We start from the raw sequence: 15304 nt of genomic DNA, 5'->3' as shown, positions 1-15304 counted from the left end.
GTGGGCAATGCCGCACAGGGTACACAATTACAAGGAGGTCGTCTGGCAGGGCCTCATCGCAGGCAAGCCAGCTCCCACATTTGAGGGTATTCACACATCAAGGGTGGGAGCTGGCTTGCCTGCGATGGCGGCCTGTCAGCCGCCAGATTTCCCAGGGGTCATCCACACCACCCCACTCGCCACCGCCCGCTCATGGCACAACCCCAGCACCAGCCGGCGCTCGGCGTTGTCCATGCGGCTCCAGCGCGTGATTTCATCCACATTGCGCTGGCAGCCGGTGCAGATATCGTCGTCGTCCAGCGCGCAAATACTCACGCACGGCGAGGCAACAGGCCGTTCAACCGTACTCATTCTTCCTGCTCAACCAAATCCCGCGCGTAACGCTGCGAGTTATGCACATAGTGCGCGGCGCTCGCCTCAAGCATGCGTTTCTGCGCCTCGGTCAGCTCACGCACCACTTTGCCTGGCGAGCCCATGACCAGCGAGCCATCGGGAATTTCCTTGCCCTCACCGATCAGCGAGTTGGCGCCGATGATGCAGTGCTTGCCAATCTTGGCGCCATTGAGGATCACTGCGTTGATACCGATCAGGCTGTAGTCGTCAACGGTACAGCCATGCAGCATGGCGTTATGGCCAATGGTCACGCCGGTGCCGAGGGTCAGCGGGTAGCCCATGTCGGTGTGCATCACGCTGCCGTCCTGCACGTTGCTGTTCTTGCCGATCAGGATCAGCTCGTTATCGCCACGCAACACCGCGTTGAACCAGACGTTGGCGCCCTCCTCCAGCTTGACCTTGCCCACCAGCGTGGCATTCGGTGCAACCCAACTGTCGGGATGGGTCTCGACGCGGGCGTCGCCCAGGCGGTATTTCATGGTTTTTCCTCACGGCATGCCATTTGAACGATGGCTTATAGATTGATGAAGCTCTTGGGCGGCTGGTGCAGGCTGATTTTGGCATCGTCATAGAGCAGGTTGATCAGCTCGACGATCATGATCGCTGTCAGCCCCCAGATTTTGTATTCGCCGAACCTGTAGCTTGGCACGTACCAACTACGGCCCTGGTAATCAATGCGGTGGGTATGTTCGCGTGGGTCCTGTCGGAAAAAATCCAAAGGCACGCTGAAAACGGCGGCAATCTCGGCGTCGTTGGCCAGGTATTCGACGTAATCGGGGATCACACCTACATAGGGCGTTACGCGGATGCCGTGCAGGGAAATCAGCGGGCTCAACGGGCCGATGACTTCAACCAGCCCCGGCGGCAGGCCGATTTCTTCTTCGGCTTCGCGCAAGGCGGTAAAGATCAGGTCCGGGTCTTCGGGGTCGCGGCGCCCGCCGGGAAAGGCCACTTCGCCACCGTGGGTCGACAGGCCGCTGGCGCGCAGGGTCAGGATCAGCTCGGGTTCGTCACTGCGGGTAATCGGCACCAGCACCGCAGCCTCGGGGAAACGCCCGTCGGTTTCCAGGGTGTGGGGGGTGTGATTGCTTACCCGGCGAAGTAGCTCGTCCAGCATGAGTCATCTCGGTCTGTTGGCTACCTTGCATCATGCACCAAAGCGTGCGAGCGCCCAACCCCAAAACCGCAGCGCTGTCGCGAAACGACAACTTGCAGGAACGCCCGGCACCGAGCCAAGATGTGCCCATTGTCCAGGAACCCCAGCATGAATTTCTGCAGCCAGTGCGGCAAACCGGTAACCCAACGCATTCCCGAAGGCGACGCACGCCTGCGCTATGTATGCGACCACTGCTCGACCATTCATTACCAGAACCCCAATATCGTCGCCGGTACCGTGCCGGTGTGGGGCGACCAAGTGCTGTTGTGCCGCCGCGCCATCGAGCCACGCCTGGGTTACTGGACCCTGCCCGCAGGCTTTATGGAAAACGGCGAAACCGTCGAGCAGGCGGCCATGCGTGAAACACTGGAAGAAGCTTGCGCCCGGGTGCGCAACCTGAGCCTTTATACCCTGATCAATGTGCCGCACATCAGCCAGGTGCATATCTTCTACCGCGCCGAACTGATCGACCTGGACTTTGCCGCTGGCCAGGAAAGCCTGGAAGTGAGGCTATTCGACGAAGCCGATATCCCTTGGTCCGAGCTGGCTTTCCGCACGGTCGGGCGTACCTTAGAATGCTTCTTCGCTGACCGTCGCCAACAGGCATACCCGGTACGTAGCGAATCTGTGCCACCGCTGTCCAAGCCCGCCCAATAACAAGCCGGCCAATGTCGCCAAAGGGATACCGTTTCAATGCGTTGGTTGCTTGCTCTGATCTGCCTGTCGTTCGCCACGCTGTCCCCGGCCTCCACGGTGCAAACCCTTGGCGGTAAAACGGTCGAGAAAGTCCTGGTGCTCAAGTCCGCCCACCAGCTGCAGCTGATCAACGACGGCAAGCCGTTCAAGACCTATCGCATCTCCCTGGGCAAGAACCCCAAGGGCCACAAGCTGATCGAAGGTGACCGCCGCACGCCCGAAGGCCTCTACTGGATCGACTGGCGCAAGACCAGCGACCGCTTCAACCTGGCCATGCACATTTCCTACCCGAACATCAGCGACGCCGCCCGCGCCCGCCGCGAAGGCGTAAAGCCGGGCAGCATGATCATGATCCACGGCACCCCCGACACCGAAGACTACCCGGAACAGTGGTTCCACACCCTGGACTGGACCGACGGCTGCATCGGCATGCGCAATGTGGATATGCGCGAAGTGTGGAACCTGGTCAAAGACGGCACCCTCATCGAGATTCGGCCGTAATCGCGTGCCGTTCGTAAAATAATTCGAAAATAATTCCTGTCCCAGGCAGCACCCGCCGGTGAATACCAGTTCACCGCGCGGGACCCTGCACTTGTGCGCGCAATAAAGACCTCTCTAATACCACTTGATACCAAGCCCCATTAAAGCGCCCTGAAACCGGGATTTTCACCGTTTTGGTAGCATTGACATGGTATTTAAGTGGTATTAGTTTTCGGCCATTACCGGGCGACAACATTCCAATAACGCATCGGAAACCTGACAGATGAATCCCATCCTGGCCCTGCGCCCCGACGACAAGCAATCCACGCCGCTGTACCTGCAACTGGCCCGCAGCCTTGAAGCAGCGATCCATGCCGGCCAGTGGAAATCCGAACAGGCCCTGCCTTCGGAACGCGCCCTCAGCGAGCAATTGAGCATCTCGCGGGTCACCGCCCGTAAAGCGCTGGAAGTGTTGATGGCTCAAGGGCTGATCCGTCGCAGCCAAGGCTCCGGCACTTTCATCACGCCGCGCCTGGAACAACCCTTGTCGCGCCTGTCGGGGTTCAGCGAGATGCTGCGGCTCAAGGGGTTTGTGCCGACGTCTCAGTGGCTGGAGCGCGACATCACCCCGCCGACCCATGAAGAACTGATCCGCCTGGGCCTGTCGCCCACCGACAAAGTGGCGCGCCTCAAGCGCCTGCGCAAAGCCGACGACACGGTGATGGCGATTGAAATGACCGCCATGCCGGCCTCGGTGCTGCCCCATCCCCAGGCCATCGGCAATTCGTTGTACGAATACTTGGAAAGCATCGGCAAGCCCATCGTGCGCGCCTTGCAGCATATCCAGGCGATCAATGCCTCGGACGAGTTCGCCGCGCTGGTCGGCATCGCCCCCGGCACCGCCATGCTGCTGATGACCCGCGTGGGCTACACCGCCGACAACACGCCGATTGAGATCACCGACACCTACTGCCGCAACGACTACTACGACTTTGTCGCAGAGCTGCGCCGCCATGACTACTCCGCCTGAATGCGAACTTAGAGAACTGCCCATGACTGAAGACAATATCCTCACGCCCAGCGGCTGGATGCGTGGTCGCCTGGTGCATGAGCACGGCAAGGTTGTCGCCATTGACGGCACGCCGTGCGACCCGGCCGACAACGACCTGCCCTACCTGCTGCCGGGCTTTATCGACCTGCATGTGCATGGCGGGGGCGGCGCCGACATCATGGAAGGTGCGGGCGCCTTCGAGACCATTACCCGTACCCACGTGCGTTTTGGCACCACCTCGCTGCTGGCCACCACCATGACGGCGCCGGTGGAAGAAATTTCCCGCGTGCTCGGTGACCTCGGCACGTTCTGCGAACAGCGGCCAGCCGGCAGCGCCCGCGTACTCGGCGTGCACCTGGAAGGCCCCTACATCAATCCGGGAAAACTCGGCGCCCAACCCAACTTCGCCCACACCGCGTTGATGCAGGAAGTGGAAGCCTACCTGCGCCTGGCGCCAATCCGGGTGATCACCATCGCCCCGGAAATCGCCGGCCACGACGGCCTGATTCGCGCCCTCAGCCAACGCGGCGTGCGCATGCAGATCGGCCACACCCTGGGCAGCTATGAAGAAGGCGTTGCCGCCCTGGCCGCTGGCGCCACCAGTTTCACTCATTTGTACAACGCCATGAGCCCGCTGCATCACCGCGAACCCGGCATCGTCGGCGCCGCGCTGGCCCACGCCCAGTACGCCGAGCTGATCCCGGACTTGCTGCACGTGCACCCCGGCGCCATGCGCGTGGCCCTGCGCTCTATCCCGTGCCTGTATTGCGTCACCGACTCCACCGCCGCCGCCGGCATGCCCGACGGAGAGTACAAGCTGGGCAGCCACACCGTGACCAAATGCCTGGGCGGCGTGCGCCTGGCCGACGGCACCCTGGCCGGCAGCACGCTGACCATGGATCAGGCGCTGCGCAACCTGGTGAAAATCGGCCTGCCCATCAGTGAAGCCTCACAACGCCTGTCGCAATTTCCTGCGGACTACCTGGGCCTGGAAGAACGCGGCCGCCTGCAACCGGGCAGCTTTGCCGACTGCGTGCGTCTGGACCGCTCCCTGACACTCACCGACGTAATGGTCGAAGGAGAAACCATTGACTTCAAAAATGCTTGAAGAGGCCCTGGCCTCCTGCGACGCCGTCGCGGCCCAACTGCAGCGCCTGGACCCGATGCTGGAAGAAGTCGCCGGCCGCCTGCGCCGCCAGCCGCCGCAAGTGGCGATGACCATCGCCCGCGGCAGCTCCGACCACGCCGCCAGTTACTTCGCCTACCTGGCCATGCAACACGTGGGCATTCCGGTGGCGTCGCTGCCGATGTCGGTGGTGACCCTGTTGCAGGCGCCGATGAAAGTCAGCGGCCAGGTAGCGTTTGGTTTTTCCCAATCGGGGCAGAGCCCGGACCTGGTCAACAGCCTGCGCCTGCTACGCAAGCGGGGTGCCTTGAGCATCTCCCTGGTCAATGCCGAAGACTCACCGCTGGAAGCCGCCTGCGAGTTCCACGTGCCGCTGTGCGCCGGGCCGGAACTCAGCGTGGCCGCCACCAAGAGCTTTATCGCCACCCTCAGCGCCAGTGCACAGTTGATCGGCCACTGGAATCAAGAAGCCGACTTGCTGCAAGCCTGTCGGGCCTTGCCCGAGGGCCTGCGTGACGCCGCCAGACAGGATTGGCGCCTGGCCGTCGACGCCCTCAAAGGCAGCCAACGCTTGATGGTGATCGGCCGTGGCGCCGGGTTTGCCATCGCCCAGGAAGCCGCGCTCAAGCTCAAGGAAACCTCGGCGATCCAGGCCGAAGCCTTCAGCAGCGCCGAAGTGCGCCACGGGCCGATGGCCTTGATCGACGAGAACTACCCCCTACTGGTGTTCGCCCCCCGCGGCGCCGAGCAGGCCGGCCTGCTGAGCCTGGCCGCCGATATGCGCCAACGCGGTGCTCGCGTGTTGCTGGCTGCGCCGGACGATATCGCCGAACGCGACCTGACGCTGAGCCGCGCCGAACACCCGAGCCTGGACCCGATCCTGGCTATCCAGAGCTTCTACGTGATGGCCGCAGGCCTTGCTGAGGCACGGGGCATGGACCCGGACCAGCCGCGCCACCTGAGCAAAGTCACCCGCACGCACTAAAGCGGCGTTTTCCTGATGAGTACCGTGCCCATGCCCAACAACAATAATCCATTGACCCTTAGCGCCCCCTTGAGTGGGCCGGTGCTGGCCCTGAACCGCGTCCCCGACGAAGTGTTCGCCAGCGGCGCCATGGGCGACGGTCTCGCTATCGACCCGTTGAACGACTGCCTGCACGCGCCCTGTGACGGCGTGATCATCCACGTCGCCCGCACCGGGCACGCCCTGACCATCCGCGCCGATAACGGTGCTGAGATGCTGATGCATGTGGGCATCGACACCGTGGAGCTCAATGGCGAAGGCTTTGCCTTGCTGGTGAAGGAAGGCGCACGGGTGAGCGAGGGTCAGCCGTTGGTGCAGTTTGATCTGGACCGCATTGCGCGCCAGTGCAAGAGCCTGGTGAGCTTGATCATCCTGACCAACAGTGAGCGCTTTGAGCTGACGCCCGTGGCGCTGAAGACGGTCAAGATCGGTGAGCCGTTGTTGCAGATTGCTGCGCGCACCACCGCCACCGCCCAAGCAGCTGTGGATAACTCCAGCTTCGAGGCCAGCGCCAGCGTACGCATTACCCATCGAGGCGGTTTGCATGCACGCCCTGCCGCCCTGATCCGCAAGACCGCCCAGGGTTTCAGCAGCCAGTCGCACCTGCACTTCGCTGATAAATCGGCGTCGTGCGACAGCCTGATTGGCTTGATGGGACTGGGCATCGGCGAAGGCGACGAAGTGCGGGTGAGTTGCCGTGGCCAAGACGCAGAGGCGGCGTTGCAAGGGCTGGTCGCGGCGCTATCCGTGGCGGTCAGCGAAGCCCATCACGCCCCGGTAGCCACTGCTGCGCCACGTCGCGCCAGTGTGGAAGCCGATGTGCTGCAAGGCGTGTGTGCAGCACCCGGCCTGGTGTGCGGGCCACTGTTCCGCCTGTCCGGCATCGAGCTGCCCGAAGACACCGGTAACCATAGCGCCGACGAACAACAGCAGCGCCTCGACACGGCACTGGAGCAGGTGCGTGACGAAATCCGCAGCACCCTCGAGCATGCCCGCCAACGCAAGAATGTCGAGGAAGAAGACATCTTCGCCGCTCACCTTGCACTGCTCGAAGACCCGGCGCTGCTGGAAGCGGCCACCGACGCCATCGCCCACGGCAGCGCTGCCACCCACGCCTGGCGTGATGCGATCCAGGCCCAGTGCGCCGTGCTGTTGGCGTTGGGCAAGCCGTTGTTTGCCGAGCGCGCCAACGATCTTCGCGACCTGCAACAACGCGTATTGCGGGCCTTGCTGGGTGAGGCCTGGCACTTCGAGTTACCCGCCGGATCGATTGTCAGCGCCCATGAACTGACCCCGTCAGACTTGCTGCAACTGAGTGAGCAGCACGCAGCCGGTATCTGCATGGCCGAAGGCGGCGCCACCTCCCACGTCGCGATTCTTGCCCGAGGTAAAGGCTTGCCCTGCGTGGTCGCACTCGGTGCCGAGGTATTGGATGTGCCTCAGGGCCAGCGCGTGGTGCTGGACGCCGTTAATGGCCGGCTGGAACTGGCCCCTACGGACGCGCGCCATGCTGAAGTACACCAGATTCGCGACGCGCAAAAACTGCGTCGCCAGCAGCAACAGGCCCAGGCGCAACAACCGGCACGCACCAGCGACGGTGTGAGCATTGAAATCGCCGCCAATGTTGCTTCCAGCAGCGAGGCCCAAGTGGCGTTTGAAAACGGTGCCGATGGCGTCGGCCTCCTACGCACCGAATTCCTCTTCGTCGACCGCCGTACCGCGCCGGATGAGCAGGAACAGCGTCAGGCTTATCAGGCCGTATTGGATGCCATGGGCGACAAGTCGGTGATCATCCGCACCATCGACGTGGGCGGCGACAAGCAGCTCGACTATTTGCCGCTGCCGATCGAGGCCAACCCGGTGTTGGGCCTGCGCGGCATTCGCATGGCCCAAGTGCGTCCGGAATTGCTCGACCAGCAACTGCGTGCCCTGCTGCAAGTCTCGCCGCTGGCGCGTTGCCGCATCCTGTTGCCGATGGTCAGCGAGGTGGATGAACTGCTGCAGATTCGCCAGCGCCTGGATGAACTGTGCGCCGAGTTGGGTTTGAGCCAGCGCCCCGAACTGGGGGTGATGATCGAAGTGCCCGCCGCTGCGCTGATGGCTGAACAGCTGGCCGAACATGCGGACTTTTTGTCCATCGGCACCAATGACCTGTCCCAGTACACCCTGGCCATGGACCGCGACCACGCAGGCTTGGCCGCGCGCGTCGATGCGCTGCACCCGGCCTTGCTGCGACTGATCGCGCACACCTGCGCCGGTGCGGCGAAACATGGGCGTTGGGTCGGCGTATGCGGTGCGTTGGCTTCTGACCCGCTGGCCACGCCGGTACTGGTCGGCCTGGGCGTCACCGAGCTGTCGGTGAGCCCGCCGCAGGTCGGAGAGATCAAGGACCGCGTTCGCCATCTGGACGCGGCGCAATGCCGGCAGCTGAGCCAGGAACTGCTCAACCTGAGCAGCGCCAAGGCCGTTCGCCAAGCCTGTCAACACCACTGGCCGCTGAGCTGAAAACAACAAGAATAGGGAGACACGCCATGTACCAACACTTTATCGAAGGCCTGCAACGCCTGGGCCGTGCACTGATGCTGCCGATCGCGATCCTGCCGATTGCCGGGCTCTTGCTGCGCCTGGGCGACACCGACTTGCTCAACATCGCGGTGATGCACGACGCCGGCCAGGCGATCTTCGCCAACCTGGCGCTGATCTTCGCCATCGGCATCGCCGTGGGTTTTGCCCGTGACAACAACGGCACTGCGGGCCTGGCCGGGGCGATTGGTTACCTGGTGATGATCTCCACGCTCAAGGTGATGGACACCACCATCAACATGGGCATGCTCGCCGGTATCGCCAGCGGCTTGATGGCCGGTGGGCTGTACAACCGCTTCAAGGACATCAAGTTGCCGGAGTACCTGGCGTTCTTCGGTGGGCGGCGGTTTGTGCCGATTGTCACCGGGTTCAGCGCGGTGGGCCTGGGCGTGATTTTCGGCCTGATCTGGCCCCCGATCCAGCACGGCATCAACAGCTTCGGCGTGCTGTTGATGGAAAGCGGCAGCCTCGGTGCGTTCGTGTTTGGCGTGTTCAACCGCCTGCTGATCGTCACTGGCTTGCATCACATCCTTAACAACATGGCGTGGTTCGTGTTCGGCAGCTTCACCGACCCGGTAACCGGCGCGGTGGTCACGGGCGACCTGACCCGCTACTTTGCTGGCGACCCCAAAGGCGGCCAGTTCATGACCGGCATGTTCCCGGTGATGCTGTTCGGCTTGCCGGCTGCCTGCCTGGCGATGTACCGCAATGCGTTGCCTGAGCGGCGCAAAGTGATGGGCGGGATTTTCCTGTCGATGGCGCTGACCTCGTTCCTCACCGGGGTGACCGAGCCGATTGAATTTGCCTTCATGTTCCTGGCGCCCTTCCTGTACCTGATTCACGCGCTGCTCACTGGCCTGTCGATGGCGGTCACCGACCTGCTGAATATCCACCTGGGCTTTACCTTCTCCGGTGGGTTTATCGACATGGTGCTGGGTTGGGGCAAGTCCACCAATGGCTGGTTGGTGGTACCGGTAGGCCTGGCCTACTCGGTGATCTACTACACGGTGTTCAGCTACTGCATCCGCCGCTTCAACCTGAAGACGCCGGGCCGTGAAGACATCCAGGCGGTGCAGGCTGAAGCGATGAGTGATAACCAGCGTGCGACGGCTTATATCCAGGCGTTGGGTGGTGCGCAGAACCTGCTCAGTGTCGGCGCTTGCACTACGCGCCTGCGCTTGGACATGGTGGATCGCAACAAGGCGGTGGATGCTGAACTGAAAGCGCTGGGTGCCATGGCTGTAGTGCGCCCGGGTAACGGCGGCAGTTTGCAGGTGGTGGTTGGGCCGATGGCCGATAGCATTGCCGATGAGATTCGCTTGGCGATGCCGGGATTTGTTGCAGCAGTGCCTGTAGCGGTGGCACCTGTGGATAAGCCGGTGGTGGTGAATGTGCAGGAGGCCGAGCAATGGCTGAATGCGCTGGGTGGCCGGGGGAATGTACGGCATCTGGAAGCGGTGGCAATGACCCGGCTGCGGGTGGAGTTGGGGGATGACTCGAGATTGTCAGAAGCTCAGCTCACTGCGCTGGGTTGCCAGGGTGTGAGTCAACTTGAAAGCGGTGTTTGGCACTTGTTGATGGGTGACAAGGCGTCCGGGTTGGGTGAAGCGTTGGAGCGGTTGGTGACTCGCCGGATCAACGCCTGATTTCCCCTGTGGCGAGGGAGCTTGCTCCCGCTGGGCTGCGCAGCGGCCCCAAAAATCCTGGGAGCGCTTCGCACTCCAGCGGGAGCAAGCTCCCTCGCCACAGAGTGTGGTGTATTCAGTTACTGGTGGGTACTTCGTGTAGATCCAGTACTCGATCCACCATCAACTGAATACCCTCTACCATCCGATGAATCCCCAGCACCGCATCACGGTGCGGGCCGTCGATTTCAAAAGCCAGATTACCCGCCAGTGCCTGTACGGATGCCAGGTCTTGGGAGGCATTGGCGAGCAGGGTTTCGGTGTTCAGACTGGGTAGTACGGTGAAGATCTGGTCGGACGGTGAATCACCAGCTTGGCGGGACTCGGCTTGAGATGAGATTGAACCAGTTAGCAAGTTGTCGCTGATCATCATTAAACTCCATATGGAATAGGCTCCTAGTGACTTTTCAGGCTTGCAGTCCCGGTCACTGAATTGGCAGCGACTCGAGAAGGTTAGTTGTGCGAGTTCCGACGGACAACCTGAAAGGCTTGTCGGAAAGTTCTGAGGTGCCTGAACCGACGCCATCGCAGGCAAGCCAGCTCCCACATGGGATTGATGTACGGTCTGACAACGGGGTCAAATGTGGGAGCTGGCTTGCCTGCGATTGGCACTTAAAACCAACAAAAAACCCGCTGACCAAACTGGCCCAGCGGGTTTCTTGTTTACACAATCAACGAATCAAAAATCCGCCAACTGCCACACCTCATACGCCGGAGTCTCATACGGGTGACTGAGTTTCAAAGCAGCCACAGCGGCCACGATCAATTCATCTGCCACCACCAACTCAACCTTCCACTCTTCAACCACTTCAACCTGGCCCACCTGCCCGATAAACGGCTGACTGCCGTCCAACGCGCGGAATTGGCCCTGGCCCAGCACTTGCCAGGCGCAGCTGTCGTAGTCGCCGATGCGCCCGCCGCCGGCTGCGAAGACGGCGGTTTTTACCGTCTCCACATGGCTGTCGGGCACGAAAAAGGCGAGCTTGTACACGGCCTTAGTTCACCCACACGCGAGCGTTGCGGAACATGCGCATCCAGGCGCCGTCTTCGTTCCACTCTTCCGGGCGCCACGAGTTTTGCACGGCGCGGAATACGCGTTCCGGGTGCGGCATCATGATGGTCACGCGACCGTCGCGGCTGGTAAGGCCGGTGATCCCGCGTGGCGAGCCGTTCGGGTTGGCCGGGTAGCTTTCGGTGACCTTGCCGTGGTTGTCGACGAAACGCAGGGCTACAGTGCCGGACAGGTCGGCTTCAAGCAGCGCTTCTTCGCTGCTGAATTCGGCGTGGCCCTCACCGTGGGCGATGGCGATTGGCATGCGCGAACCGGCCATGCCCTGCAGGAAGATCGAGTTGGACTCCTGCACCTGCACCATGGCGACACGGGCTTCGAACTGCTCGGAACGGTTACGCACAAAGTGCGGCCAGAACTCGCTGCCCGGGATCAGTTCGCTGAGGTTGGACATCATCTGGCAACCGTTGCACACACCCAGGGTGAAGCTGTCGTTGCGTTCGAAGAAGCCCTGGAACGCATCGCGGGCACGGCTGTTGAACAGGGCCGACTTGGCCCAGCCTTCACCGGCACCCAGCACGTCGCCGTAGGAGAAACCACCGCAGGCTACGAGACCTTTGAACTCATTGAGGTCGACGCGACCGGCGAGGATGTCGCTCATGTGCACGTCGATCGCATTGAAGCCGGCGCGGTCGAACGCTGCTGCCATTTCCACCTGGCCGTTGACGCCCTGCTCACGCAGTACGGCAACCTGTGGGCGAATGCCCTTCTTGATGTAAGGCGCGGCGATGTCCTGGTTGACGTCGAAGCTGAGCATGGTGCTCAGGCCCGGGTTGTCTTCTTCCAGGATCACGTCGAATTCCTGCTCGGCGCAGTCGGCGTTGTCGCGCAGACGCTGGATCTGGTAGCTGGTCTCGGCCCACTGGCGTTGCAGCAAGCGGCGCTGACCGGTAAAGACTGTGTCGCCGTTGAAGGAGATATTGACTTCGCCGTTGTTGATCGGCTGGCCAATCACCGCCACGCACTCGGCCAGGCCAGCGGCGCTGAACTGCGCGAGCACGTCTGGGGTCGCGTCCTGGCGTACCTGGATCACTGCACCCAATTCTTCGTTGAACAGGATGCCGTTGATTTCGGCAGCATCCTCGGCAACGCTGTCGAGCACGATGTTCAGGCCGCAGTGACCGGCGAAGGCCATCTCGACAACGCTGGTCAGCAAACCACCGTCGGAACGGTCGTGGTAAGCCAACAGGTGGCCGTCGGCGTTCAGGCCCTGGATCACGGCGAAGAAGGCTTTGAGGTCTTCGGCGTCATCGACGTCCGGGGCCTGCTTGCCCAGCTTGCCGTGGGTTTGCGCCAGGATCGAAGCGCCCATGCGGTTCTGGCCACGGCCCAGGTCGATCAGGATCAGGTCGGTGGTGCCCTTGTCCATGCGCAGTTGCGGGGTCAGGGTCTGGCGGATGTCAGTGACCGGCGCGAAACCGGTAACGATCAGCGACAGCGGCGAAGTGACGCTCTTGTCGGTGCCGTCTTCGTTCCAGCGGGTAGCCATGGACATGGAGTCCTTGCCCACCGGAATGGTGATACCCAGTTCCGGGCACAGCTCCATGCCGACGGCTTTGACCGTGTCGTACAGGCGCGCATCTTCACCCGGGTGGCCGGCAGCGGACATCCAGTTGGCCGACAGTTTGATGTCGGACAGCTTGCCGATACGCGAGGCCGCGATGTTGGTGAGGGTTTCACCAATGGCCATGCGGCCCGACGCCGGAGCGTCCAGCAGGGCCAGCGGTGTGCGCTCGCCCATGGCCATGGCTTCACCGGTGTACACGTCGAAGCTGGTGGCGGTGACGGCAACGTCGGCCACCGGCACCTGCCATGGACCGACCATTTGGTCACGGGCAACCAGGCCGGTGATGGTGCGGTCGCCGATGGTGATCAAAAAGCTCTTGCTCGCCACGGCCGGATGGTGCAGCACGCGTTCGATGCTGTTGGCCAGGTCCAGCGTGCTTGGGTCGAAATCATCGCCCAGTTCAGCTTCACGGTTGGCCGAACGGTGCATGCGCGGGGCTTTGCCCAGCAGCACTTCCAACGGCATGTCCACCGGGCTGTTACCGAAGTGGCTATCTGTAACCGTCAGCTGCGGCTCGGCAGTGGCTTCGCCGACCACGGCAAACGGGCAACGCTCGCGTTCGCAGATGGCCTGGAAGCGTGCGAAGTCTTCAGGGCCAACGGCCAGTACGTAGCGTTCCTGGGATTCGTTGCTCCAGATTTCGTGCGGGGCCATGCCCGGCTCGTCGTTTGGAATGTTGCGCAGTTCGAAACGGCCACCACGGTCGCCATCGTTGACCAGTTCCGGGAAGGCGTTGGACAAACCACCGGCGCCGACGTCGTGGATGAAGCTGATCGGGTTCTTGTCACCCAACTGCCAGCAACGGTCGATGACTTCCTGGCAGCGGCGCTCCATCTCAGGGTTTTCGCGCTGTACGGAAGCGAAGTCCAGGTCGGCCGAGCTGGTGCCGGTGGCCATGGAAGAGGCCGCACCGCCGCCCAGGCCGATCAGCATCGCCGGGCCGCCGAGCACGATCAGCTTGGAGCCGACCAGAATCTCGCCTTTCTTGACGTGTTCTTCACGGATGTTGCCCATACCGCCAGCCAACATGATCGGCTTGTGGTAGCCGCGCACTTCATCGCCACGCGGGGTGGTGATGGACTGCTCGAAGGTCCGGAAGTAACCGGTGAGCGCCGGGCGCCCGAATTCGTTGTTGAACGCAGCGCCGCCCAGCGGGCCTTCGATCATGATGTCCAGCGCGGTGACGATGCGCTCAGGCTTGCCGTACGGCACTTCCCACGGCTGTTCGAAGCCCGGGATCTGCAGGTTGGACACGGTGAAACCGGTGAGGCCCGCCTTGGGCTTGGCACCACGGCCGGTGGCGCCTTCGTCACGGATTTCGCCGCCCGAACCGGTGGCTGCGCCCGGGAACGGGGCAATCGCGGTCGGGTGGTTGTGGGTTTCAACCTTCATCAGGATGTGCACCGGCTCCTGCACCGCGCCGTACTGGCGGGTTTCCGGGTCCGGGAAGAAGCGACCGGCGACGGAGCCGACGATCACCGAGGCGTTGTCCTTATAAGCCGACAAAACGCCTTCGCTGTGCATCACGTAGGTGTTCTTGATCATGCCGAACAGGCTTTTTTCCTGGCTTTGGCCGTCGATGTCCCAACTGGCGTTGAAGATCTTGTGACGGCAGTGCTCGGAGTTGGCCTGGGCGAACATCATCAGTTCGATGTCGTGGGGGTTGCGCTTCAAGCCGGTGAAGGCGTTGACCAGATAGTCGATCTCGTCTTCGGCCAGGGCCAGGCCCAGCTCGGTGTTGGCCTTCTCGAGGGCGGCGCGGCCACCGCCGAGCACGTCAATCGCGGTGAGCGGCTTGGGTTCGGCATGGCTGAACAGGCCGGCAGCCTGTTCCAGCTGGCTGACGATGATTTGGGTCATGCGATCGTGCAGGCTGCTGGCGATCAGCTCGGCCTCGGCCTCGCTGAACTGCCCGGCGACGTAGAAGGCGATCCCACGCTCCAGGCGCTGGATTTTATCCAGGCCGCAGTTGCGGGCGATGTCGCTGGCCTTGCTCGACCAGGGCGAGATGGTGCCGAACCGTGGCAGAACCAGGAACAAGCGGCCAGTCGGCTCTTGAACGGGAACGCTTGGGCCGTACTTCAGAAGGCGTGCCAGCACTTGCTGTTCGTCGGCGGTCAAGACGCCGGTTACGTCGGCGAAGTGAGCAAATTCAGCGTACAGGCCTGTAACAGCTGGAACCTTCTGGCTCAGTTGCTCAAGGAGTTTGCTGTGGCGAAAGGCAGAAAGGGCAGGAGCGCCGCGCAGGATCAACATCTTCGGGACAGCCTCGGGAAGGGGTGTGCTTTGAGGCCGTGCATTCTAGCGTAAACCTTCGCCAACGGCACCCGAAACGCTACCGGTGGCCGCCGCCGAACGTCAGTTGGCACGCTTTGCCTGCGATCACGGCGTTATCCAGGGCATTCGGCGCAGTTATTTTAACCGTCACAATCGCTCGCCAAGCCCTGTTTCTGCGGGTTGCAGCACAGTTTCAG

13 protein-coding genes are annotated in these 15304 nt (G+C 62.4%); 7 read left to right on the top strand and 6 right to left on the bottom strand.

The features are described 5' to 3' along the window. Positions 1-135: 135 nt before the first annotated feature. Genes HU730_RS17680 through HU730_RS17670 form a run of 3 tightly spaced genes read right to left on the bottom strand, consistent with a single transcriptional unit; the run spans position 136 to position 1510 of the window. Positions 136-351: a DUF1289 domain-containing protein gene (locus HU730_RS17680; protein WP_186527717.1), complete on the bottom strand. Its 216-nt coding sequence runs from the start codon at positions 349-351 to the stop codon at positions 136-138. After that, the gene (locus HU730_RS17675) at positions 348-872 is read right to left on the bottom strand and encodes a gamma carbonic anhydrase family protein (RefSeq protein WP_034115859.1); all 525 of its coding nucleotides are present in this window, start codon (positions 870-872) and stop codon (positions 348-350) included. The genes HU730_RS17680 and HU730_RS17675 overlap by 4 nt, the downstream gene beginning before the upstream one ends. Before the next feature lie 35 nt (positions 873-907). Next, complete coding sequence (locus HU730_RS17670; RefSeq protein ID WP_032895425.1) at positions 908-1510, bottom strand: CoA pyrophosphatase; 603 nt, start codon at positions 1508-1510, stop codon at positions 908-910. Positions 1511-1657: 147 nt separating this feature from the next. On the opposite strand from HU730_RS17670, the gene HU730_RS17665 reads away from it, so the two are divergent. The 7 genes from HU730_RS17665 to nagE all read left to right on the top strand — a co-directional run bounded on the left by HU730_RS17665 (position 1658) and on the right by nagE (position 10155). Beyond that, positions 1658-2206 carry an NUDIX hydrolase gene (locus tag HU730_RS17665; protein WP_057975073.1) on the top strand — a complete coding sequence of 183 codons (549 nt, stop codon included), beginning with the start codon at positions 1658-1660 and terminating at the stop codon, positions 2204-2206. A 36-nt stretch (positions 2207-2242) separates the two neighbouring features. Further along, positions 2243-2746 (top strand): L,D-transpeptidase family protein, encoded by a 504-nt coding sequence (locus HU730_RS17660; RefSeq protein WP_014719790.1) that lies wholly within the window; start codon positions 2243-2245, stop codon positions 2744-2746. Positions 2747-3008: 262 nt separating this feature from the next. After that, complete coding sequence (locus HU730_RS17655; RefSeq protein ID WP_034128644.1) at positions 3009-3755, top strand: GntR family transcriptional regulator; 747 nt, start codon at positions 3009-3011, stop codon at positions 3753-3755. Between the two features lie 22 nt (positions 3756-3777). Beyond that, the gene (gene nagA, locus HU730_RS17650) at positions 3778-4884 is read left to right on the top strand and encodes an N-acetylglucosamine-6-phosphate deacetylase (RefSeq protein ID WP_034128645.1); all 1107 of its coding nucleotides are present in this window, start codon (positions 3778-3780) and stop codon (positions 4882-4884) included. Then, the gene (locus tag HU730_RS17645; protein ID WP_152612743.1) at positions 4865-5887 is read left to right on the top strand and encodes an SIS domain-containing protein; all 1023 of its coding nucleotides are present in this window, start codon (positions 4865-4867) and stop codon (positions 5885-5887) included. The genes nagA and HU730_RS17645 overlap by 20 nt, the downstream gene beginning before the upstream one ends. 30 nt (positions 5888-5917) lie before the next feature. Next, a complete protein-coding gene (gene ptsP / locus HU730_RS17640; RefSeq protein ID WP_034128647.1) occupies positions 5918-8431 on the top strand; it encodes a phosphoenolpyruvate--protein phosphotransferase in 2514 nt (837 codons plus the stop codon). 26 nt (positions 8432-8457) lie between these two features. After that, positions 8458-10155, top strand: a complete 1698-nt coding sequence (gene nagE, locus HU730_RS17635; RefSeq protein WP_186527716.1) for an N-acetylglucosamine-specific PTS transporter subunit IIBC — start codon at positions 8458-8460, stop codon at positions 10153-10155. Positions 10156-10270: 115 nt separating this feature from the next. Here the strand turns inward: nagE and HU730_RS17630 are convergent, their stop codons facing one another. The 3 genes from HU730_RS17630 to purL form a co-directional block, all read right to left on the bottom strand. Beyond that, positions 10271-10564, bottom strand: a complete 294-nt coding sequence (locus HU730_RS17630) for a DUF6124 family protein (protein WP_229999976.1) — start codon at positions 10562-10564, stop codon at positions 10271-10273. A 309-nt stretch (positions 10565-10873) separates the two neighbouring features. Continuing rightward, a complete protein-coding gene (locus HU730_RS17625; protein WP_054897795.1) occupies positions 10874-11185 on the bottom strand; it encodes a hypothetical protein in 312 nt (103 codons plus the stop codon). A gap of 4 nt (positions 11186-11189) precedes the next feature. Then, a complete protein-coding gene (gene purL / locus HU730_RS17620; RefSeq protein WP_186527715.1) occupies positions 11190-15086 on the bottom strand; it encodes a phosphoribosylformylglycinamidine synthase in 3897 nt (1298 codons plus the stop codon). Between the last annotated feature and the right edge of the window lie 218 nt (positions 15087-15304).

Source organism: Pseudomonas sp. SWRI22 (assembly GCF_014268395.2).
In the GTDB taxonomy this organism is placed as follows: domain Bacteria; phylum Pseudomonadota; class Gammaproteobacteria; order Pseudomonadales; family Pseudomonadaceae; genus Aquipseudomonas; species Aquipseudomonas paracarnis.
This window is presented reverse-complemented; position numbering and strand designations above follow the sequence as displayed.